The organism is Propioniciclava soli, from assembly GCF_014858005.1.
Lineage (GTDB): Bacteria > Actinomycetota > Actinomycetes > Propionibacteriales > Propionibacteriaceae > Propioniciclava > Propioniciclava soli.
The window spans coordinates 116242-139482 of record NZ_JACYOT010000008.1; the positions used below are offsets into that span (position 1 = coordinate 116242).

A 23241-nucleotide genomic window follows, 5' to 3' on the forward strand; every position below is an offset into this window, starting at 1 on the left:
CCCAGGGCCATGCTAGGACGGCCCGACGCGGCACCGGGCCGGCGCGCGACCGGTTCGTCCCCGCGCATGAGCAGGGCCCGTCCAGGGGTGGAGCGGGCCCGCGCCCCCCGTCGCTGCGCTGCGCGTCCGGTGGTTCCCGGGGCCGGCGTGAACGAACGGGCACGCAGACGGGGGCGCCACCGGTCGGTGGCGCCCCCGCGGGAACGTGCCTCCCACCCGCGCGGGGTGGGTGCCGCGTCAGCGGCGGTCGGCGGTGGTGAGCTCGGTCTCGCGGTTGATGACGCTGCGCGAGCCGGCGGCACCGGCAGCTGCGGCGCCGACGGCACCGAGCAGTGCGCCACCGAAGGTCCACCACGCGGCGGTGGAGGCCTGCTCGGCCGTCTGCGCGGCCTGCTGCTCCACCTGCTGCTGGTCGACCTGCTGGTCGGCCTGCGTGGCGGCGTCCTCCACCTGCTGCGCGGTCACGTCGACCTGCGAGGAGACGACCCCGGCCAGGTTGCCGACGGCGCCGAGCAGCGCGCCACCCAGCCACCCCGCGAGCACGAGAACGGCGAGGATGGAGGTGGCCCAGGTGAGGAAGCCGTGGAGCAGACCACCGCGGACGGCCAGCGCACCGGCGACGTAACCCGCGACGGCGAGCGCGAGGGCCAGGGCGATGAGCGACCAGATGCCGGTGGCGACGCCCGAGACGCCGTCGAGACCCATGGCAGCACTGGCGATGTTCAGCACAACCGTGAGCCCGAGGAACGTCACGACGCCGGCGAAGATGGAGCCCCACGAGATGTTCGGGGTGCGGCGCGAACGGTCGGTGCCGATCAGCGCCTCCTGCACGGCGTGGTCGTCACGCGCGGGACGCCGCTCGACGCGCGAGGCGCCATCGGTGTCCACGGTGCGGGTGGAGGCGGCGGTTGCGGCCTCCGGGGCGCGGTTGGCGCCGTCGTGAGGGCGGGGGGATGTGGTCATGACTGTCTCCTGACACGAGGTTGGGTTGGGGCGCACACCCCGCGAGAGGGTGGGTCGAGAGGCGATGGGCGCGCGCCACGCGCCGATCTGTGGACCGGCACAATGAACACCATAGCCACCACACCCGCCCACGCAAGCGATGGCCGTGGCTTGCGGCGAAAAATCCTTCTTTTCACCCTTTCGGGGGGCCACTGTGATGGATGTGAATGCCGGCGAATGGCGCGCCTCCCGGCGCGCGGCGGGGAGCACTCCCCCCTGTCACTGCCTGATCGGACGGGGGTGTCAGCCGTGACGGCGTACCTCGGATCTGTTGCAGAGAATGAGAGGGACACCCGCGGCCACGACCACGGTGAAAACGAACCAAGAATCGTCGAAGAATGTCGTGAGCCCGCGCAGGATCGCGCTGACCCAGATCACCAGCGACCCCCAGGTGAGGGCCATCCAGTGGCGCATGCGCCACGTCCGCGAGGCGCGCGCCATGCCGTGGGTCATCATGGCGGCGATGCCCAGCGCCACGGCCAGGAGCACCGAGAGGATGGCGCCGGCCACCGCGGGCCCCGCGACGGCATAGGCCAACAGCATGAGGGCGACACCGGTCAGGAAGGTGCCGCGGAGGCTGGCATCGTCGGCGTCACGCACCGGCGTCACCGTGAGGCTCGGGTCCGAACGCAACGCCACGACGCCGAAGGGGGCCGCCGCGCAGACGGCCGCGACCAGCGCCGTCCACCAGGGCAGTTCCAGCCCGGGCACGACGGCCACGCTCATCATCAGCGCGGCGTACGGCACGAGCGACGCATATCCCCAGGCGGCACGCCACCGGGGCAGGAGCGTCCGACCCAGGTTGGCGAGGTGCCCCACCCCCGCGGCCGCCCCCCAGGCGAAGAACGGCAGCAACGCCGGCAGTTGCCCCTCGAAGCGAAAGGCGTGCTGGGTGGCGATGAGTCCGCTGGTCAGCACGAAAGCGCCGACGAGCGTCGCGGCGAGCGCACCGACGACCGTGGGCAACAGGGTCCGCTCACGCGGCATGGGCACCTCCGGGGGGGACGAGGGCGGTCAGAGGGAGAGGCGGTCGCGGACGACGCCCGCCAACCGCTCGGCCACCTCGGTCGCCCGCTCCTCGGTGGTTGCCTCGACCATAACGCGCACCAACGGCTCCGTGCCCGAAGGACGCAGCAGGACACGGCCGGTGTCGCCCAGTTCCCTGCCCGCCTGGGTCACCGCGGCCGTCACCTCGGGATCGATGCCGGCCCGTGCCTTGTTCACCCCGGGAACGTTGACCATCACCTGGGGCAACCGCGTCATGACGCCGGCCAGATCCGCCAGCGTCGCACCGCTGGACACGACCTGCGCCGCCACGTGCAACGCGGTGAGCACGCCGTCGCCGGTCGTGGCGTACTGGCTCATGATCACGTGCCCGGACTGCTCTCCGCCCAAAGTGAACCCGTTGGCGTTCATCGACTCCAGGACGTAGCGATCGCCCACCTTCGTCTGGTCGACGCGCACGCCGCGGGCACGCATGGCCTGGAGGAAACCCAGGTTGCTCATCACGGTCGCGACCACCGTGTCGGAGTGGAGCGCGCCGGAGTCCTTCATGGCGAGGGCCAAGATGGCGAGGATCTGGTCGCCGTCCACCATCTCCCCCGTCGCGTCGACGGCCAGACACCGGTCCGCGTCCCCGTCGAAGGCGAAACCGAGGTCGGCGCCGTGGTGGAGCACCGCGACCTGCAGGCCCTCCGGGTGCGTGGAGCCGGACTGCTCGTTGATGTTCAGGCCGGTGGGCGAGGCGTGGATCGTGATGACCTCGGCACCCTGGGCCTCGAAGGCGGCCGGACCCGTCATGTGGGCCGCTCCGTTGGCACAGTCGAGCACCACCTTCAACCCGTGCAGGCTGCCGGCGTCGCCCAACGAGGAGACGAGGTGGGCGACGTAGGCCTCCACCGCCTCGTGACGCGTCGTGACGCGTCCGACGGCCGCACCGGTCGGCCTGACCCACGTCTGGTGCATGCGCGCCTCGATCATGTCCTCGAGGTCGTCGTCCAGCTTGACCCCGCCACGGCTCACGAACTTGATGCCGTTGTCGGGCATCGGGTTGTGGCTGGCGCTCAGCATGACCCCGAGGTCGGCGTCCAGTTCGTTGACCAGAAACGCGAGCCCGGGCGTGGGGACGACCCCGAGACGGACGACGTCCACCCCTGCGGACGCCAGCCCTGCGACCACCGCCGCCTCGAGGAACTCTCCGGAAGCGCGCGGGTCATGCGCAACGAGAGCCACCGGACGGTGACCCTCGAAAACCCCGGCCTCGCCGAGGACGTGCGCGGCCGCCACCGAGAGCTCGAGAGCGAGCTCTGCGGTGAGGTCGACGTTCGCCTTGCCCCGGACCCCATCGGTTCCGAAGAGACGCGCCACGGTCAGCGCTTGCTGTACTGCGGCGCCTTGCGCGCCTTCTTGAGGCCGGCCTTCTTGCGCTCCTTCACCCGCGCGTCACGGGTGAGCAGCCCGGCCTTCTTCAGCGCGGGGCGGCTGGCCTCGGCGTCCACGGCGTTGAGCGCGCGGGCGATGGCCAGGCGCAGCGCGCCGGCCTGGCCGGTGACGCCACCGCCGACGATCTTGGCGATGACGTCGTAGGCGCCCTCGACCCCGGCCGTCACGAACGGCTCGTTGATCGTCTGCTGGTGCAGCTTGTTGGGGAAGTACTCCTCGAGCGTGTGCCCGTTGATGCGGAACTCCCCGGAGCCCGGCACGAGCTGGGCGCGGGCAATGGCCTCCTTGCGGCGGCCGGTGGCCGCCCCGGGGGCGATCAGCGCCGGGCGCTCGCCGGGGGCGGCGGACGTGGGCGTCGCCTCCGAGCGGTAGGAGATCTCGCGGTCACCCTCGGTGAACGGGGTGGCCTCGACGGCTTCTTCGGTAACGGTGTCGGTCACGGTGGTTCCTCGCGTCACTGGGCGATCTGGGTGATCTGGTACGGCTGCGGCTGCTGCGCCGCGTGCGGGTGCTCGGGGCCGGAGTAGACCTTGAGCTTCTTCAGGACCTGGCGGCTGAGACGGTTCTTGGGGAGCATGCCCCAGACGGCCTTCTCGATCGCCTTGCGCGGGTCCTTCGCGATGAGCTCGCCCATCGGAACGGCCTTGAGGCCGCCCGGACGGCCGCTGTGGCGGTACGCGAGCTTGTCGGTGGCCTTGTTGCCGGTGAGGGCGACCTTGGAGCCATTGACGACGATGACGAAGTCGCCGCCGTCGACGTGCGGGGCGAAGGTGGCCTTGTGCTTGCCGCGGAGCAGCGTCGCGACGGTCACCGCCAGTCGACCGAGCGTGACGTCGGTGGCATCGATGACATGCCAGTTCCTGGTGATCTCACCAGGCTTGGGGCTGTACGTAGACACGGACACAGACCATCTTCCGTTAAAGAGTTGACAATTCGGATCGTGCGCGGCGCACCCCGGGCAGGGCGCACGCATGCGCAACAGCGAGCAAGTCTATCCGCGCCGGGCGAGCGGGTCAAAACCGCGCGGTGCCCCGCGTCGCCGTGCGCGTCAGAGGCTCCCGGAGTGGGAGGCGCCCGTGAGGCGTCCGGCCCACGACGACCCGCCCGCACTACAAATCGTAGGAGACACGCTCGCCGTGGCCCCGCGGGGGCGTGAATGGTGGCATTGTGTCGGCCATGAGTTCGAGGGTGAACAACACAGAGATCCAGGTGAACGATCCCGACGACGTGCGCAACGTGGTGCTGGTCGGGACGGCGGGATCGGGCAAGACGTCGCTGTTCGAGAACCTGCTGCGCGCCCGCGTCGCCGGCTACCGCGGGGAGAAGAGCGACGCCGAGCGCCTCTCCCAGCTCTACCTCGCCTCGCTCGTCACGGGCGACGTCGTGGTGAACCTGCTGGACGCCCCGGGCAACCCGGACTTCGTCGGCGAGCTGCGCGCCGGCATCCGGGCGGCGGACGCCGCGATCTTCGTCGTCAGCGCCGCCGACGGGGTCGATGGTGCCGCGCGGGTGCTGTGGGAAGAGTGCGCCGCCGCCCACCTGCCCCGCATCATCGCGCTGAGCAAGATGGACGCCGCGCGCGGCAGCTTCGACGATGTGGTCGAGGAGTTGAAGGACGCCCTCGGGGCGGGCGCCCTGCCCACCCACGTGCCGGTCCGCAGCGGCGGCGCAGGCCCCGGGGCGCAGGCCGTGACGGGAACGGTGGGCGTCTTGTCGCACCGGTTCCGCGACTACGCGGGGGGCGGCGACCCGGTGTTGGTCGAGGGCGACGAGCGTCACGCGGAGCTGGTGGAGACCCACCGCGGGCCCCTCATGGAAGGCCTCATCCAGGAGGCGGAGGACGATGAGCTCATGGACCGGTACCTCGAGGGTGACGACCCGGGCCGGGAGTACCTGCTCGGTGACCTGATGAGGGCCACCGCGGGCGCCAATCTCTTCCCCGTGGTGCCCGTCGTGGCGTCGAGCGGCGTCGGGACCGAGGAGCTGCTGAGCCTCATCGAGCTCGGCTTCCCGACGCCGAGCCTGCACCCCAACCCCACCACCGTGCAGCTCACCGGCGAGGAGGCCGGCCCGCCCCCCACCGATCCGGAGGCGCCGCTGGTCGCCCAGGTGATCCGGACCACGACGGATCCCTTCGCCGGGCGGCTGTCGATGGTGCGCATCTTCGCCGGCACCCTGCGTGCGGACGCCTCCGTCCACGTCTCGGGGCACCGATCGTTCTTCGCCGGCGCGGAGGATGCCACCCATCCCGACCACGACAGCGCCGAGCGGATCGGTCAGATCCAGCACGCCGTCGGCAGCCGACTCGTGGCAAAGGACCACGCGATCGCCGGCGAGATCGTCATGGTGCCGAAGCTGGCCCACGCCGGGACGGGTGACACCCTGTCCGACCCCGACCATGTGGTGGTCGTCCCGAACTGGCGCACGCCGGAGGCGTTGCTGCCGCTGGCGATCCGCGCGGCGTCCCGCAACGACGAGGGCAAGCTGGCCACCGCGCTGCAGCGCCTCGCGGTGGAGGACACCGACGTGCGGCTCGCGCGGGGGGCGTCCGACCAACTCGTGCTGTGGACGACGGGGCCCGCGCACGCCGACCTGCTCCTGGCGCGCCTCAAGGACCGCTACGGCGTCAACGTCGTGCAGGAGGACGTGAAGATCGCGTTGCGGGAGACGTTCGTGGCCAAGGCGTCCGCGCAGGGCCGGCACGTCAAGCAGTCCGGCGGGCACGGCCAGTACGCGGTGGTCACCATCGCGGTGGAGCCGCTGGAGCGCGGGGCGGGTTTCGAGTTCGTCGACAAGGTGGTCGGTGGCGCCGTGCCGCGCCAGTTCATCCCCAGCGTGGAGAAGGGCGCCCGGGCGCAGTTGGAGCGGGGGGTGGTCGCGGGGTATCCGATGGTCGACGTCCGCGTCACGCTCGTGGACGGCAAGTCGCACGCGGTGGACAGCTCCGACATGGCCTTCCAGATGGCCGCCGGCGCGGCGCTGAAGGAGGCGGCGTCCGACCCGACGGTCACGGCCGTGCTCGAGCCGGTCGACCTCGTGGAGGTCACGGTCGGCGAGGAGTACATGGGTGCGATCATGACCGATCTGTCCGCACGCCGCGGGCAGCTCCAGGGCCAGGACGCCGACGGCCGCACCGTGGTCGTCCGCGCGCTGGTACCCCAGCTGGAGCTCGCCCGCTACGCCATCGACCTGCGCGGCCTGGCCCACGGCTCGGGCACGTTCCACCGGACCTTCCACGGCTACGAGCTGATGCCCCCACACCTCCTCCCCTGAGGGCGCCGACACGCACGCTCCTGCCTCAAACTCCGGTTCCGGTGACGGAGTTTGAGGCAGAAAGTGGAGTGTGAGCCAACGACCGGTCAGCGCGGCCCGGCCCCGCGCGGGGGGCCGGGGGCGTCGGACGCCTCGGAGTCCGCCTCCTCGGGTGCCACGAAGCCCTCGTCGACCCGGCCGCGCGGAAACACCCAGAGCCGCAGCATCAGGTAGATGTAGATGCCCTCGCAGCAGGCCGTCAGCACGCGGGCGACCATGATGTGCAGCCCGGCGAGGTCCAGCAGGGAGGCGAAGCCGACGATCCAGATCACATAGTTGCTGACGATGACGAGGACGTACTTGCCGGTCTGCTTACCCAGGTCGCCGTGCTCACGGAAGTTCAGCCAGCGGTTCAGGATGAACGCGTACACCGAGGCCAGCGCGTACCCGACCGAGAACAGGATCCCGTACGGCAGCGTCAGGAACTGGCTGATGAGCGCCAGGAAGGCCATGTCGAGCAGGAAGGCACTGCCGTTGATCAACGCGTAGCCGATGAAGGTCTTGGGCACGACGCGGCGCACCGGGCCCGGCAGAGCTGCGTGGATCCGCCGCATCAACGACGCGAACCGCAGGGCGGCCGGGCCGTCGGCGGCATCGTCGTTCATGGACGCGAGAATACGCGCTTCGGCCTCCGCGCGCCTCGCGCAGCAGCCCGCGACCGAGACGGCCCCGCCGTCACCGACCCGACGCCGCTGCCACCCAGGGTGGGAGCCCACCCCCCGGGCAGCCCGTCTCAGATCGAGAACTGCGCTTCGTAGCCCACCGGAATGGCGTCGGAATCGACGATCATCTTCCCGAACGGGAAGCACGTCACCGGGATCATCTTGATGTTCGCGATCGCCAGCGGGATGCCGATGATCGTCACCGCCTGCGCGGCCGCGGTCGTCACGTGCCCCACGGCGAGCCAGACACCCCCGACGATGAACCAGAGCACGTTGAGCAGTGCGGCGCCGGTGCCCGAGCCCGGCTTCGACACGACGGTCTTGCCGAACGGCCACAGGGCGTACGCCGCCATGCGGAAGGAGGCCACGCCTGCAGGAATCGTCACGATCAGCAGACAGGCCAGCACGCCGAAGAAGAAATAGCCGATCGCCAGCCACAACCCTCCGAAAACAAGCCAGACAAGATTCAGGACGGCCCTCATGATCGCTCCCTCCCCGACGCGGGCACCCGCCCGGCGACGTGCCCCCAGCGTAGCCCGCGGGTAGGCTCACGGCCGTGCCGCGCTCCGAACACCGCGTCCACCGCGAGGTGGTCTCCTACGTGCGTCGCAGTGCCCGCATGAACCCCTCCCAGGAGAAGGCGTGGGACTCCCACGCCGGACGCCTCGTCGTCGACATCCCCCCGCGCGTGACCTCCACGTCGGTCCACCCGGAGGCCCACGTCGACTGGGACGCCGTCTTCGGACGCCGCGCCCCCCTCGCCGTCGAGATCGGCTCCGGACGCGGTGAGGCGCTGGTTGCCCTCGCCGAGGCCCACCCCGACTGGAACATCGTGGCCTTCGAGGTGTTCCAGCCGGCCGTGGCGTCCACGCTCGGCCGCATCGCCCGCCAGGGCGTCGAGAACGTCCGCATCGTGCTCGCCAACGGCGTCGAGGGCCTCACCGTGCTGGTGCCTCCGGCGTCCCTCACCGAGCTGTGGACCTTCTTCCCCGACCCCTGGCACAAACCCCGCCACCACAAGCGACGCCTCGTCAGCCCGGACTTCGCCGCTCTCGTGGCCGCACGACTCACCCCGTCCGGATCCTGGCGCCTGGCGACCGACTGGGCCGACTACGCCGAGGCCATGCGCGCGGTGCTGGACGCGGCCCCCGGCCTGGTCAACGCGCACGCCTCCGACGGTGGCTGGGCGCCCCGGTTCGCCGAACGTCCGCTCACCAAGTACGAGGCCCGCGGCCTGGCCGCCGGCCGCACGGTGTACGACCTCACCTACGTCCGCGCGGACGCGGCACACCTCCCTGCCGCTCCGGCCGAACCCGCGGCGTCCCCCCCCTGCGTCCCCCCGCCCCCCGGGCCGGACGCCCCACCCGTGGTCGGCGACCTGGTTCACCGCGTCCGGCGGCCCGACGCCGACGCGACGGGCGGCGTCCCCCTGTGACCCGCCTCCGCCTGGACCTCGCCTACGACGGTGCCGCCTTCCACGGCTGGGCCGCCCAGACCGGGCTGCGCACGGTGCAGGGCGAACTCGAGAGCTGGATCACCCGCATCCTGCGGCTGGAGACCCCTGCCACCCTGACGGTGGCCGGACGCACCGACGCCGGCGTCCACGCCCGCGGCCAGGTCGCCCACCTCGATCTGCCCGATCCCACCGCGCTCCCCCAGCCCACCGCGCTCCCCGACCCCATTGCGCCCGGCGAGGCCGCGCTCGCCGCCCAGCTCGGCCACCGACTGGGCCGGGTGCTGCCCGCGGACCTCGTCGTGCGCCGCGTCACCGTGGCCCCCGACGGGTTCGACGCGCGCTTCTCCGCGCTCTGGCGGCGCTACGTGTTCCGCCTGGCCGACGCAGGTGTGGACCCGTTGCACCGCGGCATGGTGGTGCGCGTCGACCGCCCGCTGGACGCCGACGCCATGGCCCGGGCGGCGGCCGCCCTGGTCGGGCTGCACGACTTCGCGGCCTTCTGCAAGCGCCGCGAGGGGGCCACGACGATCCGCGACGTCCACACCTGCGCGGTGCGCCGCGAAAGTACGGGCGAGTTCGCGGGCACCGTGAGGGTGGAGTTGCGGGCCGACGCCTTCTGCCACTCGATGGTGCGTTCGGTGGTCGGGGCGCTGGTCGCGGTTGGCACCGGGCGCCGCGACGCGGCATGGTTGGCCGCGCTCGTGGACGCCCCCCACCGGGCCGGGGACGTGACGGTCCTGCCCCCCCACGGCCTCGTGCTCGAGGAGGTCGGGTACCCCCCGGACGACCAGCTCGCCGCCCGTCAGCTCGCGGCCCGGGCGCGACGCGACCGACCCGAGGAGAACCCATGACCCACTACTTCCTGCCCCCCGAGGGGCCCGAGCTCCGGCGCACGGTCACCGCCCGCTTCTGGGACACCTCGTGGGACTTCACCACCGCCAACGGCGTCTTCAGCGCCGACGGCCTCGATCTGGGCACGGGGGTGCTGCTGCGCACCCACACCCCGTCCGCGTCCGCGCGGCGGTTGCTGGACCTGGGGTGCGGCTACGGCGTGGTGGCCGTGGCGCTGGCGTCCGCGAGCCGGCACGCGCAGGTGGACGCCGTGGACGTCAACCCGCGCGCGCTGCGGCTCACCGCTCTCAACGCCACCGCGCACGGGGTGGGTGACCGGGTGCGCGCCCTGCAGCCCGACGAGGCGGACGCCGACGCCCGCTATGACGAGATCTGGTCGAACCCCCCGATCCGCATCGGCAAGGAGGCCCTGCACGATCTGCTGCTGCAGTGGCTCCCGCGGCTCGCCGACGGGGGCGTCGCCCGCCTGGTGGTCGGCCGCAACCTGGGGGCGGACTCGCTGCAGCGCTGGCTGGTCGACCAGGGCTGGGCGTGCGCGCGCACGGCGTCCGCCAAGGGGTTCCGCGTGTTCGCCGTGACGCGACCCTTGGCAAGCGGGGAGTGAATGGCTAGCGTGGGTCCACCATCCACCGACGGAAAGGATCCCCATCATGGGCTTGGGTGACGAGATCAAGAACAAGACCCAGCAGGCGGTTGGCAAGGTCAAGGAGGGCATCGGCGACGCCTCGAACAACGAGCAGCTCGAGGCCGAGGGCAAGAAGGACCAGCTGGCCGGCCAGGCCAAGGACGCCGTCAACGACGCCAAGGAAGGTGTGGCCGGCGCGTTCAACGACACCGTGGACGGCGCGCGGGACGACCGGCGCTGAGCCCACCACCGTGGCCCGAGGGGGTCGGCCCGTCCGGGCCGGCCCCCTCGTGCTCACCCAAGACCGGTGACTTGGCGGGGGGCCTTGCTCTGGGGTGTTGCGCACGGGGCGGCACGGCATAGGCTCGGGACAGGAGCTGTTGTCCCCGACAACGCCACCCATCGAGAGGACGAAACCCATGGTGTATACCCTTCCTGACCTCGACTACGACTACGGTGCGCTGGAGCCGCACATCTCGGCCCAGATCATGGAGCTGCATCACAGCAAGCACCACCAGACCTACGTGACCGGCGCGAACACCGCCCTCGAGAAGCTCGCCGAGGCCCGTGAGAGCGGCGAGTTCGGCCCGATCAACAAGCTCGAGAAGGACCTCGCGTTCCACCTCGGTGGCCACGTGAACCACTCGGTGTTCTGGAAGAACATGTCCCCCGACGGCGGCGGCGAGCCCACCGGCGAGGTCGCCTCCGCGATCGACGAGTTCTTCGGCTCGTTCGAGGGCTTCCAGAAGCAGTTCAACGAGGTCGCCAATGGCATCCAGGGCTCCGGCTGGTCGATGCTGGTGTGGGACACGCTGGGTCAGCGCCTCAACATCAACCAGCTCTTCGACCAGCAGGGCAACCTGCCGGTCGGGCAGCTGCCGATTCTGCAGCTCGACATGTGGGAGCACGCGTTCTACCTGCAGTACAAGAACGTGAAGGGCGACTACGTCAAGGCGTGGTGGAACGTCGTGAACTGGGCCAACGTGGCCGAGCGCCTCGAGGCCGCGCGCGCGGCCAAGGTCTCCTTCTGAACGACGCGGCATGTCCCGGCGGGGCCGGCACTCCATCGTGGGTGCCGGCCCCGCCGCACGTTCGGCGTCCTGACCGCGTCTCCCCGGCGGACGGCAACCTGATGGAAACCTGAGAATCCAGTGGCTTTCATTAAGAAACCGCGGCACGATGGACACGTCGATTTTCCTCACCTCAGGAGTCTGTGTCGTGCCTGTCTCGAAGAAGCTGGTGGCCGCTGCCGCGAGCGCTGTCGTCCTCGTCGGTGGAGGGACCGCCGTGGCCGTCTCAACGCCAGGTGCGTCCGCCCCCACGAGCGTGGTGGCCACGCCGGCGCCGGCGCCGGTGAGCCCCGTCACGGTCTCCGCGCACGGTCTCTCGTCCACCGTCGAGGTGGAGCGCCTTTCCGTGGCCGCCGCGCTCGTCGCCGCGGGGGTGGAGCTGCAGGCCAGTGACCGCGTCACGCCGGAGCTCGGCTCGCCCCTCGCGGCCGGGGACACGGTCACGGTCTCGCAGGTGAGCAGCATCGACTGGACCAAGAAGGTGACGCTAGCCTTCGAGACCACCAACGTCAACGACCCGACGCTGGAGAAGGGCACGACGAAGGTCCGTACCGAGGGCGTCGAGGGCGAGAAGGTCGAGACCTACCGCACCACCACCGTCGCCGGCGAGGTCGAGGGCATCGCGCTCGTCGGCGAGCAGGTGACCAAGGAGCCCGTGACGAAGGTCGTGCTCGTCGGCACGAAGGCGCCGGCCCCCGTGGCGACTGCCGCGCCCCGCACCAGCGAGGTGACCTCCCGTTCCAGCGAGCGGACGGCCGCGGCCTCGTCCTCGTCCTCCAGCGCAAGCACCACGGCCGCCCCGGCTCCGGCCGCTGAGGAGGCTGCTCCGGCTCCCAGCTCCGGCGCCGGCATCGACCTCTCCCGCGCGGCGATGTGGGATCGCATCGCGCAGTGCGAGTCCACCGGACGTTGGAACATCAACACCGGCAACGGCTACTACGGCGGTCTGCAGTTCAACCTCGGCACCTGGCGTTCGGTGAACGGCACCGACTTCGCGGCCTACCCCCACCAGGCATCCCGCGAGGAGCAGATCACGGTGGCGAACCGCCTCTACGCCCAGCGCGGGCTACAGCCCTGGGGCTGCCGTCACGCCGCCTGACCCACCCCGCCCCCGCCCCCGCCCCGCCCACCCCGCGGGCGGCGACACGCACACTCAGGGCTCAAACTCCACGATCGGTGGTGGAGTTTGAGCCCTGAACCGTCGTTTGAGCATCTCGCGTACCTTGGCCGGATGTGACCCCGGGTCACCGCCTGGTCTGGTTGATCGGACGCCGCCAGCCGCCCCGGTTTGGTGGCGCCACCGTCCTCGCCTCGACCTCGGCCCGCCCGATGCATGCCACCAGACCGGACCTGACCCTGACTGCGCCCGCGCGAAGCCGGCGTCGCTCCTCCCATGATGGACGCCTCCTGAGGCGCGCTCCGCCCCCCGGGCGCCAGCGCGGTCAGAACCCACGTGGCGCGCTCTCACCCCACGTGGCGCACTGCCGCTCACGTGGCGGCCCGTCCAAGGCCCTCCACGTGAGTTTCACTGCGCCACGTGCGCTCCACTGCGCCACGTGCGCCCCACTGCGCCACGTGAGCTCCACTGCGCCACGTGCGCCCATTGCGGCACGTACGGCCCCAGTGCGCCACGTACGTCCGGGAGGGTGCCACGCCCGTCCCCCCGCACCGCGAAAGCCCTCCCCAGCCCCAGCCGTCCCCAACCCCAGCCCTCCCCAGCCCCAGCCGTCCCCAACCCCAGCCCTCCCCAGCCCCAGCCGTCCCCAACCCCAGCCCGCGCCAACCCAGCCCGCGCCAACCCAGCCCGCCCCGACCCGGCACGTGCACAACGCCGGACGCCCGGCCCCCCACAGGGAGAACCGGGCGTCCGACGCGCGTGCTGAGCCGTCAGGCCTTGTCGGCCTCAGGCTCGACGTCCGCAACCTCAGCGTCTGCAGCGGTGGCGCCGGTGTCGGCCACGGCCGTGTCCGTCTCGGGGGCCTCGGCCTCCTGGACAGCCGCGGTCTCCACCGCAACGTCCTCGGTGGCCTCCGTCTGCGGGGCGTCGACGGCCACGGTCTCCTCGGCCGTGGCCTCCTCCGCCGGAGCCGCAGCGGCCGACGCCGCGGCCGCCCGCGTACGCGCGGGCTTGGCGTCCGTACGGGTGGCAGCCGGACGCGACCCGGACGCCTTCGCCTTGTTCTTGCGCGACTCCTCGAGGGATTCCTCGACGATCTCGATGACGGCCATCGGGGCGTTGTCGCCCTGACGGTTGCCGATCTTGGTGATGCGCGTGTAACCGCCGGGGCGATCCGCGACCTTCGGCGCGATCTCGGTGAACAGGACGTGCACGACGCCCTTGTCCGTGATCGTGCGCAGCACGATGCGACGGCTGTGCAGGTCGCCGCGCTTCGCCTTGGTGATCAGCTTCTCGGCGAGCGGACGGACGCGCTTGGCCTTGGCCTCGGTCGTCGTGATGCGGCCGTGCTCGAAGAGCTGGCTGGCGAGGTTGGCCAGGATGATCCGCTCGTGGGACGGGCTACCGCCCAGACGGGGACCCTTCGTGGGCTTGGGCATGGTGGTTCAATCTCCTCGCGGTATCAGTACTGGTCGTCGGTGTCGTCGTCGGCGTACTCGACCTCGTCGTAGCTGCCGAGCGCGGCGAGCGGATCGAAGCCGGGAGCGCTGTCCTTCAGGGAGAGGCCCATCTCGTGGAGACGGAGCTTGACCTCCTCGATGGACTTGCTGCCAAAGTTGCGGATGTCGAGCAGATCCTGCTCCGAGCGCGACACCAGCTCGGAGACGGTGTGGATACCCTCGCGCTTGAGGCAGTTGTAGCTGCGCATCGTGAGCTTGAGCTCCTCGACGGGCAGCGCCAGATCGGCGGCCAACTGCTCGTCGACGGGCGACGGGCCGATCTCGATGCCCTCGGCGTCGACGTTCAGCTCGCGGGCCAGGCCGAAGAGCTCCACGAGGGTACGCCCGGCGGACGCCACGGCGTCGCGCGGCGTGATGGCCTGCTTGGTCTCCACGTCGATGATCAGGCGGTCGAAGTCGGTGCGCTGCTCGACGCGGGTGGCCTCGACCTTGTAGGTGACCTTCAGCACGGGGCTGTAGATCGAGTCGACGGGGATGCGGCCGATCTCGGAGTCCACACCCTTGTTCTGGACGGCGGAGACGTAGCCGCGGCCGCGCTCGACGACCAGCTCCATGTCCACCTTGCCGCCCTCACCGAGCGTGGCGAGGTGCAGATCGGGGTTGTGGATCTCGACCCCGGCCGGCGGCGCGATGTCGGCCGCCGTCACGGCGCCGGCACCGGCCTTGCGCAGGTACATGACCACCGGCTCGTCCTCCTCGGAGGACAGCACGAGCTGCTTGATGTTCAAGATGATCTCGGTCACGTCCTCGACAACCCCGGGCAGGGTGGAGAACTCGTGGGCGTTGCCCTCGATCTTGATGCTCGTCACGGCCGCGCCCGGGATGGACGACAGCAGCGTGCGGCGCATGGAGTTGCCGAGGGTGTAGCCGAAGCCCGGCTCCAGCGGCTCGATGACGAACCGGGAGCGGTAGTCGTCGGCGACCTCCTCGGTCAGGGTGGGGCGCTGTGCAATCAGCATGTGGTGGTTCCTCTCCGCCGCCCGCTATTTGACGGCGTCCAGTGGGCTCGGCACCCTGCCGGGCCCGGAAGTCGGGGTTGGTGCGCCACGGACGCCCGGGGTGACCGGACGAACCGGCCACCCCGGGCGCGTGGGGTCACTTCGAGTAGAGCTCGACGATCAGCTGCTCGGAGACGTCGATCGTGATCTGGTCACGCGTCGGCAGCTGGTGGACGAGGATCCGCATGCGGTTCGGCCGCACGGTGAGCCACGCCGGCACGCTGCGCTCGTGGTGCAGCTCGCGCGCGATGACGAACACGTCGGAGTTCAGCGACTTCGGCTTGACGTCGATGATGTCGTAGGGCGACACCCGGTAGGACGGGATGTTGACCTTCTTGCCGTTCACCAGGAAGTGGCCGTGGACCACGAGCTGGCGGGCCTGACGCCGCGTCGAGGCGAACCCGGCGCGGTACACGACGTTGTCGAGACGGCTCTCGAGGATCTGCAGCAGCACCTCACCGGTCTTGCCCTGCTTGCGCACGGCCTCTTCGTAGTAGCGGCGGAACTGCTTCTCGAGAACGCCGTAGGCGAAGCGCGCCTTCTGCTTCTCGCGCATCTGGAGCAGGTACTCCGACTCCTTGATGCGGCCGCGGCCGTGCTGCCCCGGGGGGTAGGCGCGGCGCTCGAACGCCTTGTCGTTGCCCACCAGGTCGGTGCCGAGCCGGCGGGACTTCTTGGTGATGGGTCCGGTGTAACGGGCCATGGTGTGTCCTTCTCTTTCTCGGGCTCAGACGCGACGGCGCTTGGGCGGGCGGCAACCGTTGTGCGGCACGGGGGTCACGTCGGAGATCGGGCCGATCTCCAGACCCAGCGCGCCGAGGCTGCGGATCGCGGTCTCACGGCCGGAGCCGGGGCCCTTGACGAAGACGTCCACGCGCTTCATGCCGTGCTCCATGGCGCGGCGCCCGGCGGCCTCGGCCGCCATCTGGGCGGCGAACGGCGTCGACTTGCGGGAGCCCTTGAAGCCGACGGTGCCGGCGGACGCCCAGCTGATCACGGCGCCGTTGGCGTCGGTGATCGAGATGATCGTGTTGTTGAACGTGCTCTTGATGTGCGCCTGTCCGGCGGTGACGTTCTTCTTCTCCTTGCGGCGAACCTTGCTCTTCGCCGAAGCGGCGCTCTGCGCCTTGGTACGGCCTGCGGTAGCCATGTGTCAGATCTCCTTCTGCCTCAGGCGCCGCGTCAGCGGGCCTTCTTCTTTCCGGCGACGGCCTTCTTGCGGCCCTTGCGGGTGCGCGCATTGGTGCGGGTGCGCTGCCCGCGGACCGGGAGGCCCATCCGGTGACGGCGGCCCTGGTAGCTGCCGATCTCGATCTTGCGGCGGATGTCGGCGGCGACGGTACGACGGAGGTCACCCTCGGTCTCGTAGTTCGCCTCGATGAAGTCACGCATCGCGACGAGCTGGTCGTCGGTCAGGTCCTTCACGCGGACATCGCCGCTGACGCCGGTGGCGGCGAGGATTTCCTTGGCCCGGGTGCGTCCGATGCCGAAGAGGTAGGTGAGGCCGATCTCGGTGCGCTTCTCGCGCGGCAGATCGACTCCGATGAGACGTGCCATCAGGCGTGTCCTTTCGTTGTACGGCCCGGTGTGGGCCGCGAAGGTGTGTGGCGTGACGCGTCCCGCGCGCCTGAGCGCGGGCCTCGGCCTTCGCACCGAGGGTGGAACCAGCCGGCGTGGCGTGCGGGGTCACTCCCCCGCCCCGGCTGGGTCTGCAGTCACGTTCTTCAGTTGTGTCGACGCACCCGGGTGGGTGGACGACGTGCGGCCCTACGTGCCCGGCCGCACCAGGGGCGTCAGCCCTGGCGCTGCTTGTGGCGCGGGTTGTCGCAGATGACCATCACGCGACCGTGCCGGCGGATCACCTTGCACTTGTCGCAGATCTTCTTGACGCTCGGCTGAACCTTCATCGAGCTACTTTCTCTGCTGTGTCCGGGCATGGCCGAGGGCCGTGCTCGAACGGGGACGGACGTGCGCTACGGGTGTAGCGCGGATCACTTGTGCCGGTAGACGATGCGACCGCGCGTGAGATCGTAGGGGGACAGCTCGACGACCACACGGTCATTGGGAATGATGCGGATGTAGTGCTGCCGCATCTTGCCGCTGATCGTCGTCAGCACCTTGTGCCCATTGCCGAGTTCCACCCGGAACATCGCGTTGGGCAGAGCCTCGACGACGGTGCCCTCCATCTCGAGGGCGCCTTCTTTCTTGGCCATGATCTCCTTGGAATCGACGGGACGCATCGCCACCTGGACGCAGGTGACCGACAGTCCATACTACTCCGGACCCCAGGGCGGCTCAAATCGGCAGGGACGCCTCCCCCGCGGACACCCCCCCGCGGACGCCGCCGCCGCGCCCATCCGCCCCGGCAGGGCGACGCATCACCGCGCAGCCGACGCCGTCCTCACAACAGGATCAGCAGCACCAGGACGACCAGCACCATGAGCGCGACACCGCCAGCTGCGGCCAGCAGCACCGTGGTCATCGGCCTGGGCGCGGACGCCGGCGCGACCTCCCCGGGCGGAGTCGTCCCGACCTCGACGAGCGCCGGGGTCTCGTGCGTGGCCACCGAGGGCAGATCCTGCACGACCGGAACCACCTCCCCCAGCGTCGAGGCGGAGAACAGGCGGTCGAGGTGGGCGTGGTAGGCATCACTGCCCACGGCCCCGTCGGCGTAGGCCTCGTTCAACCGCGCGACCAGCCGGTTGCGCTCGGCGTCGTCCAGCGCGGCGTGCGGCATGGACACGTACTTGGACGAGCGCGGGAGTTCGGGCACGCCGCCATGGTAGCCGGTCGGCCCTTCCCCCCGGCCGATCAGAACAGACCGGTGACGCGGCCGTCCGGGCCGAGATCCATGCGCGTCGCCGCCGGCGTCGACCCCAGCCCCGGCATCGTCTGCATGTCCCCCGCGAGTGCGTAGACGTAACCCGCCCCCGCGGCCAGCCGCACCTCTCGGATCGGCAGCTCCCAGCCGGTGGGGGCGCCACGGTCCTGCGGCCGCGCCGTCGTGGAGAGGTGCGTCTTGGCCACCAGCACCGGCAGCGCGCCGTACCCCAGCTCCTCCAACCGGGCCACCTGGCGGGACGCCTCGGGTGCCAACGCCACCGAACCCGCCCCGTACACGTCGCGCGCGAGGGCGCCCAGCTTCGCCTCCACGCCCGCGTCCACCGGGTAGTGGAACCGCAGCTCGGACGCCTCGGCGGACGCCTCCCACACCGCCTCGGCGAGGTCGACCGCTCCCGCACCCCCGTCCGCCACCGCGGTCGACACCGCGCACCGGACGCCCCGCTCGGCCGCCCGGGAGGCGATCACCGCGTGCTCGCTGGGGTGGTCGCCGGGGAAGGCGTTGATCGCCACCACCGCGGGAACGCCGGTGGACGCCACGATGTCGAGGTGGTGGTCGAGATTCGCCAGACCGGCGGCGACCTCGTCGGGCCGCTCGGCCAGCAGCTCCGCGGGGAGCGGGCGTCCCGCCACCACCCGGTGCGCGCCGGAGTGCACCTTGAGCGCACGCACCGTTGTCACCACCACGGCGGCGTCCGGCCGGAACCCCGACGTCCGGCACTTGACGTTGACGAACCGCTCATAGCCGAGGTCCGCGCCGAACCCTGCCTCGGTCACCACCACGTCGGAGCGACCGAGCCCGACGTGGTCGGCCACGATCGAGCTGTTGCCGGTGGCGATGTTGCCGAACGGCCCGGTGTGGACGAGGGCCGCCTGACCCTCGAGCGTCTGCACCAGGTTGGGGCGGACGGCGTCCGCCAGCAGCACCGCCATGGCGCCCGCCGCCTTGAGGGCCTCAGCGGTCACGGGCCGGCCGTCGCCGTCGAAGCCCACCACGATGCGGCCCAGCCGTGCCCTCAGGTCGTCCAGGGAGGTCGCCAGGCCGAGCAGCGTCATGACCTCCGATGCTGCCGTGATGTCGAAGCGGGTCTCCCGGGGCACCCCGTCCAACCGCCCGCCCAGCCCCACCACGATGTGGCGCAGGGCGCGGTCGTTCATGTCGAGCACCCGGCCCCACGTGATCGAGTGCGGCACGAGGCCCAGGGCGTTGTCGTGGTGCAGGTGGTTGTCCACCATGGCCGCGAGCAGGTTGTGCGCGGCCGTCACCGCATGGAAGTCACCGGTGAGGTGCAGGTTCATCGTCTCCATCGGGATGACCTGGCTGTGGCCCGCGCCGGCGGCCCCACCCTTGATGCCGAACACCGGCCCCAGCGAGGGCTGCCGCAGGGCGACGGACGCCTCGAGCCCCAGCCGGCCCAACCCCTGCGTCAGCCCCACCGCCGTCGCCGTCTTGCCCTCCCCGAGCGGCGTCGGCGTCACCGCCGTGACGACCACGTAGCGCCCCCGGGGGCGCCGAGCCCCGACGGCGGCGAGCTCCACCTTGGCGGCGTGACGTCCGTAGGGCTCGAGGTCGTCCTCGGTGAGGCCGAGGCGTCCACCGATCTCGGTCAGCGGACGCGGGCGAGCGGACTGGGCGATCTCCAGGTCGGTCAGCACACCCCATGTCTAACACGGGTCTGCCCGCCGCGCGGCAAAATCTTTGCCGCCCCGCGTCCACGACGCCGCAGTCTGCGGCGAATCGGTCAGTCAGCCAACGGGGCGAACGGCAGGCCCCGAGCGGTGAGCTCGGCCTCCCCACCGTCGGCCGCGGTGAGCACCCACAGACCGTCCCGCGTCGCGGTCACGGTGTGCTCCCAGTGCGCGGCGCGGGAGCCGTCCGGTGTCACCACGGTCCAGTCGTCGTCCAGGGTGACGCCCTCGGTCGCCCCCAGCGTCACCATGGGCTCGATCGCCAGCGCCATGCCGGCGACGATCTTGGGGCCGCGGCCGGGGCGTCCGGTGTTGGGCACGTCAGGCGGCTGGTGCATCGCCGAGCCGATCCCGTGGCCCGTGTAGTCCTCCAGGATTCCGTACTGCGGACCACCCGCCTCGACGCTGGCCGCGACGGCGGCGCCGATGTCGCCGATCCGGCGGCCCAGCAGCGCCTCGGCGATGCCGGCCCACAGGGCCTCGCGCGTGACGTCCGACAGGGCGGCGTCCGCCTCCGCCAACTCGCCCACCCCGAAGGTGAGCGCGGCGTCGGCGTGCCACCCCTCGATGGCGGCCCCGAAGTCCACGGACACCAGGTCACCCTCGGCGAGCGCGCGCTCGCCCGGGATGCCGTGCACGATCTCCTCGTTCACCGAGATGCAGGTGACCCCTGGGTAGGGCGGGTGGCCCCAAGCCGCGCCGTAGTTGAGGAAGGAGGACTCCGCGCCGTGGGCGGCGATGATCTCGCGGGCGAGGGCGTCCAACTCGCCGGTGGTGACCCCGGGGGCCGCTGCGGCGGACAGACGCGCGTGCACCTCCGCCACCACGATCCCGGCCCGCCGCATGAGGCGAAGCTGGTCGGGCGTCTTCGTCTCGATCCCGCGCCGCCCGATCACGGCATCAGGTGCGCGTCGAGGCTGTCGGAGATGCGGTCACGGACCTCCTCGATCGTCCCCACGGCGTCCACCTCCACGAGCAGCCCGCGCTCGCGGTAGACGCCGATCACGTCGGCCGTCTCCGCCCGGTAGACCTCGATGCGGTGACGGATGGCGTCCGCGTTGTCGTCCGGACGCCCCTCCACCTGGGCCCGGTGCATCATGCGCGCGACGAGGGCGTCCGGATCGGCCTCGAGGGCGATCACGGCGTCCAGCTTCGTCTTCGTCTCCTCCAGCACGATGTCGAGCGCCTCGACCTGGCCGAGCGTGCGGGGGTAGCCGTCGAGCAGCCAACCCCGCCAGCAGTCGGGCTCGCACAGACGCTGCATGACGAGCGAGGAGGTGATCACGTCGGGCACGAAGTCACCGCGCTCGATGATCTCCACCACGCGCTCCCCCAGCGGGGTGCGGCGCTTGATGTTGTCGCGGAAGATGTCGCCACTCGAGACGGCGGGGATCTGGTGGCGGACGGCGATGCTCGCTGCCTGCGTGCCCTTGCCCGCCCCCGGCGGCCCCGTGATCAACAGCCTCATCGCAGGAACCCTTCATAGTTGCGTTGCTGGAGCTGGCTCTGGATCTGCTGCACCGTGTTGAGACCCACGCCCACGACGATCAGGATCGACGTGCCGCCGAACGGGAACTGGCCCGCCGTGCCGAGCAGGATGAAGGCGATCGCCGGAATCATGGCGATGACCGCGAGGTACAGCGCCCCGGGGGCGGTGAGGCGGCTGAGCACGTGCGCCAGGTAGCGCTCCGTGGGCTTGCCGGCCCGGATGCCGGGGATGAACCCGCCGTACTTCTTCATGTTGTCCGCCACCTCCTCGGGGTTGAAGGTGATCGAGACGTAGAAGTAGGCGAACGCGATGATGAGCACGAACTCGAGCAGGTTGTACCACAGGCTCTGACCGGGCATGAGGTTGGACCCCACCCATTGCGAGACGGGGTTGTCGGGGAAGAACTGGCTCATCATCATCGGCAGGTACAGCATCGATGAGGCGAAGATGACCGGGATGACGCCCGCCTGGTTCACCTTGAGCGGGATGTAGGTGGTGCTGCCCCCGACGAGGCGGCGTCCGACCATGCGCTTGGCGTACTGGACGGGGATGCGCCGCTGCGCCTGCTCCACGAACAACACACCGAGCATCACCACGAAGCCCACCGCGAGCACGACCAGGAACGCCATCCAGCCCGCGGAGTTGGGCAGCGTCACGCCCATGAACTCGGTGGTGCCGCGGCTGAGCGCGATGCCCCAGGTCTGCGCCGGGAAGGCGGCGGCGATCTGGGTGAAGATCATGATCGACATGCCGTTGCCGACGCCGCGCTCGGTGATGAGCTCGCCCAGCCACATGACGATGCCGGTGCCGGCCGTCATGGTGAGGATCATCACGATGATGGGGAACAGCGTCGCGTCGTAGACCACCGGCAGCGCGCAGCCCTGGAAGAGCTGGCCCGTGACGGCCATCGTCACGAAGGCCGTCGACTGCATGACAGCGAGCACGATGGTCAGGTACCGGGTGTACTGCGTGATCTTCTGCTGGCCGGCGCCGCCCTCCTTCTTGAGGGCCTCCAGCCGCGGGATCACCACCGTCAACAGCTGCAGAATGATGGACGCCGTGATGTACGGCATGATGCCGAGCGCAAAGATCGCCAACTGGAGCAGCGCGCCGCCGGAGAAGAGGTTGATCATCGAGTAGATGCCGGCCGCATCGCCGGTGGTGGCCTGGATGCGGCAGGTGTCGATGTTCTGGAGGTTCACGTTCGGCGCCGGGATGACCGATCCGACGCGGAAGACCGTGAGAATACCGATCGTGAACAGGATCTTCCGACGCAGGTCGGGAGTCCTGAACGCGTTGGTGAAGGCGGAGAGCATCCGGTTCCTCTTCGTGAGCACCTCATTGGGCACCTCGCCCAACCTCGCAGACTCTACCAATCATCGGTGACGCGCCCCACATCGGCTCCGTCAGCGGAGCCAGCCCCTCTCCGCACGCCGGCTCAGGTGGCCGGGTGGAGGAGCTCCGGGCCGTCGGCGCGCACCTGGTTGACCGCCGTCCCCACGCGGACGACGCTCACGTCGGCACCCTCGTCGACGGCGAGGAGGCCGAGCGCTGCGGCGGGGTCGTCCTGCCGCGGGTCGAGCCACGCGTCCCAGTCGTCGGGCCGCACGACCATCGGCATCCGGTCGTGCAGGGTGCCGAGTGCGTCGGTCGCCTGCGTGGTGATGATGGAGCACGTCGTGAGCCAAGGGGCGTCCGCACCGAGCGTGCGGTCGCGCCAGAAGGCGTAGATGCCAGCCATCACCATCGGGCCGCCGTCGGCCGGCCGGACGAACCAGGGCAGCTTGGCCGGGCGGCCGCGTCCGGACGCCGGCGGCACCGTCTCCCACTCATAGAAGCCGTCGGCGGGGATCAGGCAGCGGCGCTGGGCGAACGACGGCGCGAACGCGGGCTTCGTCGCCACCGTCTCGCTGCGCGCGTTGATCATGCGGGCACCGCCGCGGGCATCCTTCGCCCACGACGGCACGAGGCCCCACCGCGGCGTCACGAGCTTGCGCAGCACCGCGCCGTCGGCGTCCAGGCGCTCCACCACGGCGGGCACCGGGTCGGTGGGCGCGGCGTTCCAGGTGGGTGCGACGAGGTCGACCACCTCGTCGATCGCGAAGGTGGCCACGATGTCCTCCGTGCTCGCCGACGCCGCGAACCGTCCGCACATGTCTGCCTCCC

27 protein-coding genes are annotated in these 23241 nt (G+C 70.9%); 7 read left to right on the plus strand and 20 right to left on the minus strand.

All coding sequences use genetic code 11. The features are described from left to right. Positions 1-237: 237 nt before the first annotated feature. From IFY26_RS10450 to rplM, 5 genes are all read right to left on the minus strand, one after another. Positions 238-963, minus strand: a complete 726-nt coding sequence (locus tag IFY26_RS10450) for a hypothetical protein (protein ID WP_232548950.1) — start codon at positions 961-963, stop codon at positions 238-240. 282 nt (positions 964-1245) lie between these two features. After that, positions 1246-1989, minus strand: a complete 744-nt coding sequence (locus IFY26_RS10455; protein WP_232548951.1) for a hypothetical protein — start codon at positions 1987-1989, stop codon at positions 1246-1248. A 27-nt stretch (positions 1990-2016) separates the two neighbouring features. Then, positions 2017-3369: a phosphoglucosamine mutase gene (gene glmM / locus IFY26_RS10460; protein ID WP_232548952.1), complete on the minus strand. Its 1353-nt coding sequence runs from the start codon at positions 3367-3369 to the stop codon at positions 2017-2019. Positions 3370-3371: 2 nt separating this feature from the next. Then, on the minus strand, positions 3372-3884 hold the full coding sequence (gene rpsI, locus IFY26_RS10465) for a 30S ribosomal protein S9 (RefSeq protein ID WP_232548953.1): 513 nt from the start codon (positions 3882-3884) through the stop codon (positions 3372-3374). A 14-nt stretch (positions 3885-3898) separates the two neighbouring features. Next, positions 3899-4342: a 50S ribosomal protein L13 gene (gene rplM, locus IFY26_RS10470; protein WP_232548954.1), complete on the minus strand. Its 444-nt coding sequence runs from the start codon at positions 4340-4342 to the stop codon at positions 3899-3901. Between the two features lie 278 nt (positions 4343-4620). On the opposite strand from rplM, the gene IFY26_RS10475 reads away from it, so the two are divergent. After that, complete coding sequence (locus IFY26_RS10475; RefSeq protein WP_232548955.1) at positions 4621-6717, plus strand: elongation factor G; 2097 nt, start codon at positions 4621-4623, stop codon at positions 6715-6717. A gap of 86 nt (positions 6718-6803) precedes the next feature. Here IFY26_RS10475 and IFY26_RS10480 read toward each other — a convergent pair whose 3' ends face one another. Together IFY26_RS10480 and IFY26_RS10485 are read right to left on the minus strand one after the other, a co-directional pair. Then, positions 6804-7361, minus strand: coding sequence for a GtrA family protein (locus IFY26_RS10480; protein ID WP_232548956.1), 558 nt, complete (start codon positions 7359-7361; stop codon positions 6804-6806). A 128-nt stretch (positions 7362-7489) separates the two neighbouring features. Then, complete coding sequence (locus IFY26_RS10485) at positions 7490-7900, minus strand: YccF domain-containing protein (protein ID WP_232548957.1); 411 nt, start codon at positions 7898-7900, stop codon at positions 7490-7492. Between the two features lie 74 nt (positions 7901-7974). Between IFY26_RS10485 and trmB the strand changes: the two genes are divergently transcribed. From trmB to IFY26_RS17905, 6 genes are all read left to right on the plus strand, one after another. Further along, complete coding sequence (gene trmB / locus IFY26_RS10490) at positions 7975-8853, plus strand: tRNA (guanosine(46)-N7)-methyltransferase TrmB (RefSeq protein WP_232548958.1); 879 nt, start codon at positions 7975-7977, stop codon at positions 8851-8853. After that, entirely contained in the window at positions 8850-9725 is an 876-nt protein-coding gene (truA, locus tag IFY26_RS10495; RefSeq protein ID WP_232548959.1) for a tRNA pseudouridine(38-40) synthase TruA, read from the plus strand. The genes trmB and truA overlap by 4 nt, the downstream gene beginning before the upstream one ends. Further along, positions 9722-10330, plus strand: a complete 609-nt coding sequence (locus tag IFY26_RS10500; protein ID WP_232548960.1) for a class I SAM-dependent methyltransferase — start codon at positions 9722-9724, stop codon at positions 10328-10330. The genes truA and IFY26_RS10500 overlap by 4 nt, the downstream gene beginning before the upstream one ends. Positions 10331-10376: 46 nt before the next feature. Further along, complete coding sequence (locus tag IFY26_RS10505) at positions 10377-10592, plus strand: CsbD family protein (protein ID WP_232548961.1); 216 nt, start codon at positions 10377-10379, stop codon at positions 10590-10592. Positions 10593-10770: 178 nt separating this feature from the next. Continuing rightward, positions 10771-11382, plus strand: a complete 612-nt coding sequence (locus IFY26_RS10510) for a superoxide dismutase (RefSeq protein ID WP_232548962.1) — start codon at positions 10771-10773, stop codon at positions 11380-11382. Positions 11383-11569: 187 nt separating this feature from the next. Then, positions 11570-12520, plus strand: a complete 951-nt coding sequence (locus IFY26_RS17905; RefSeq protein ID WP_332836182.1) for a resuscitation-promoting factor — start codon at positions 11570-11572, stop codon at positions 12518-12520. 788 nt (positions 12521-13308) lie between these two features. Here the strand turns inward: IFY26_RS17905 and rplQ are convergent. The 13 genes from rplQ to IFY26_RS10590 form a co-directional block, all read right to left on the minus strand. Then, on the minus strand, positions 13309-13977 hold the full coding sequence (rplQ, locus tag IFY26_RS10530; RefSeq protein WP_232548963.1) for a 50S ribosomal protein L17: 669 nt from the start codon (positions 13975-13977) through the stop codon (positions 13309-13311). A 23-nt stretch (positions 13978-14000) separates the two neighbouring features. Further along, positions 14001-15017 carry a DNA-directed RNA polymerase subunit alpha gene (locus tag IFY26_RS10535; protein WP_232548964.1) on the minus strand — a complete coding sequence of 339 codons (1017 nt, stop codon included), beginning with the start codon at positions 15015-15017 and terminating at the stop codon, positions 14001-14003. Positions 15018-15153: 136 nt separating this feature from the next. Beyond that, a complete protein-coding gene (rpsD, locus tag IFY26_RS10540; protein WP_232548965.1) occupies positions 15154-15759 on the minus strand; it encodes a 30S ribosomal protein S4 in 606 nt (201 codons plus the stop codon). 24 nt (positions 15760-15783) lie between these two features. After that, entirely contained in the window at positions 15784-16206 is a 423-nt protein-coding gene (rpsK, locus tag IFY26_RS10545; protein WP_232548966.1) for a 30S ribosomal protein S11, read from the minus strand. Between the two features lie 32 nt (positions 16207-16238). Continuing rightward, entirely contained in the window at positions 16239-16613 is a 375-nt protein-coding gene (gene rpsM / locus IFY26_RS10550; protein ID WP_232548967.1) for a 30S ribosomal protein S13, read from the minus strand. A gap of 236 nt (positions 16614-16849) precedes the next feature. Then, positions 16850-16963: a 50S ribosomal protein L36 gene (rpmJ, locus tag IFY26_RS10555; RefSeq protein ID WP_002514836.1), complete on the minus strand. Its 114-nt coding sequence runs from the start codon at positions 16961-16963 to the stop codon at positions 16850-16852. Between the two features lie 84 nt (positions 16964-17047). Continuing rightward, a complete protein-coding gene (gene infA / locus IFY26_RS10560; protein ID WP_232548968.1) occupies positions 17048-17269 on the minus strand; it encodes a translation initiation factor IF-1 in 222 nt (73 codons plus the stop codon). A 188-nt stretch (positions 17270-17457) separates the two neighbouring features. Further along, positions 17458-17829: a DUF1707 SHOCT-like domain-containing protein gene (locus IFY26_RS10565; protein ID WP_232548969.1), complete on the minus strand. Its 372-nt coding sequence runs from the start codon at positions 17827-17829 to the stop codon at positions 17458-17460. Between the two features lie 38 nt (positions 17830-17867). Further along, positions 17868-19553, minus strand: a complete 1686-nt coding sequence (locus tag IFY26_RS10570) for a formate--tetrahydrofolate ligase (protein WP_232548970.1) — start codon at positions 19551-19553, stop codon at positions 17868-17870. Positions 19554-19639: 86 nt separating this feature from the next. After that, positions 19640-20482 (minus strand): type I methionyl aminopeptidase, encoded by an 843-nt coding sequence (gene map / locus IFY26_RS10575; protein WP_232548971.1) that lies wholly within the window; start codon positions 20480-20482, stop codon positions 19640-19642. Further along, positions 20479-21054, minus strand: a complete 576-nt coding sequence (locus IFY26_RS10580; RefSeq protein WP_232548972.1) for an adenylate kinase — start codon at positions 21052-21054, stop codon at positions 20479-20481. Before IFY26_RS10580 ends, map begins: the two co-directional genes overlap by 4 nt. Next, the gene (secY, locus tag IFY26_RS10585; RefSeq protein ID WP_232549032.1) at positions 21051-22391 is read right to left on the minus strand and encodes a preprotein translocase subunit SecY; all 1341 of its coding nucleotides are present in this window, start codon (positions 22389-22391) and stop codon (positions 21051-21053) included. The genes IFY26_RS10580 and secY overlap by 4 nt, the downstream gene beginning before the upstream one ends. Positions 22392-22513: 122 nt before the next feature. After that, positions 22514-23230 (minus strand): SOS response-associated peptidase, encoded by a 717-nt coding sequence (locus tag IFY26_RS10590; protein WP_232548973.1) that lies wholly within the window; start codon positions 23228-23230, stop codon positions 22514-22516. Positions 23231-23241: the final 11 nt, after the last annotated feature.

What these genes read in the sequence shown, in the direction of transcription:
- IFY26_RS10450 (WP_232548950.1), bottom strand. Translation starts at nt 963, where the DNA reads ATGACCACATCCCCCCGCCCTCACGACGGCGCCAACCGCGCCCCGGAG.
- IFY26_RS10455 (WP_232548951.1), bottom strand. Translation starts at nt 1,989, where the DNA reads ATGCCGCGTGAGCGGACCCTGTTGCCCACGGTCGTCGGTGCGCTCGCC.
- IFY26_RS10475 (WP_232548955.1), top strand. Translation starts at nt 4,621, where the DNA reads ATGAGTTCGAGGGTGAACAACACAGAGATCCAGGTGAACGATCCCGAC.
- IFY26_RS10480 (WP_232548956.1), bottom strand. Translation starts at nt 7,361, where the DNA reads ATGAACGACGATGCCGCCGACGGCCCGGCCGCCCTGCGGTTCGCGTCG.
- IFY26_RS10485 (WP_232548957.1), bottom strand. Translation starts at nt 7,900, where the DNA reads ATGAGGGCCGTCCTGAATCTTGTCTGGCTTGTTTTCGGAGGGTTGTGG.
- IFY26_RS10500 (WP_232548960.1), top strand. Translation starts at nt 9,722, where the DNA reads ATGACCCACTACTTCCTGCCCCCCGAGGGGCCCGAGCTCCGGCGCACG.
- IFY26_RS10505 (WP_232548961.1), top strand. Translation starts at nt 10,377, where the DNA reads ATGGGCTTGGGTGACGAGATCAAGAACAAGACCCAGCAGGCGGTTGGC.
- IFY26_RS10510 (WP_232548962.1), top strand. Translation starts at nt 10,771, where the DNA reads ATGGTGTATACCCTTCCTGACCTCGACTACGACTACGGTGCGCTGGAG.
- rplQ (WP_232548963.1), bottom strand. Translation starts at nt 13,977, where the DNA reads ATGCCCAAGCCCACGAAGGGTCCCCGTCTGGGCGGTAGCCCGTCCCAC.
- IFY26_RS10535 (WP_232548964.1), bottom strand. Translation starts at nt 15,017, where the DNA reads ATGCTGATTGCACAGCGCCCCACCCTGACCGAGGAGGTCGCCGACGAC.
- rpsD (WP_232548965.1), bottom strand. Translation starts at nt 15,759, where the DNA reads ATGGCCCGTTACACCGGACCCATCACCAAGAAGTCCCGCCGGCTCGGC.
- rpsK (WP_232548966.1), bottom strand. Translation starts at nt 16,206, where the DNA reads ATGGCTACCGCAGGCCGTACCAAGGCGCAGAGCGCCGCTTCGGCGAAG.
- rpsM (WP_232548967.1), bottom strand. Translation starts at nt 16,613, where the DNA reads ATGGCACGTCTCATCGGAGTCGATCTGCCGCGCGAGAAGCGCACCGAG.
- rpmJ (WP_002514836.1), bottom strand. Translation starts at nt 16,963, where the DNA reads ATGAAGGTTCAGCCGAGCGTCAAGAAGATCTGCGACAAGTGCAAGGTG.
- infA (WP_232548968.1), bottom strand. Translation starts at nt 17,269, where the DNA reads ATGGCCAAGAAAGAAGGCGCCCTCGAGATGGAGGGCACCGTCGTCGAG.
- IFY26_RS10580 (WP_232548972.1), bottom strand. Translation starts at nt 21,054, where the DNA reads ATGAGGCTGTTGATCACGGGGCCGCCGGGGGCGGGCAAGGGCACGCAG.
- secY (WP_232549032.1), bottom strand. Translation starts at nt 22,391, where the DNA reads ATGCTCTCCGCCTTCACCAACGCGTTCAGGACTCCCGACCTGCGTCGG.
- IFY26_RS10590 (WP_232548973.1), bottom strand. Translation starts at nt 23,230, where the DNA reads ATGTGCGGACGGTTCGCGGCGTCGGCGAGCACGGAGGACATCGTGGCC.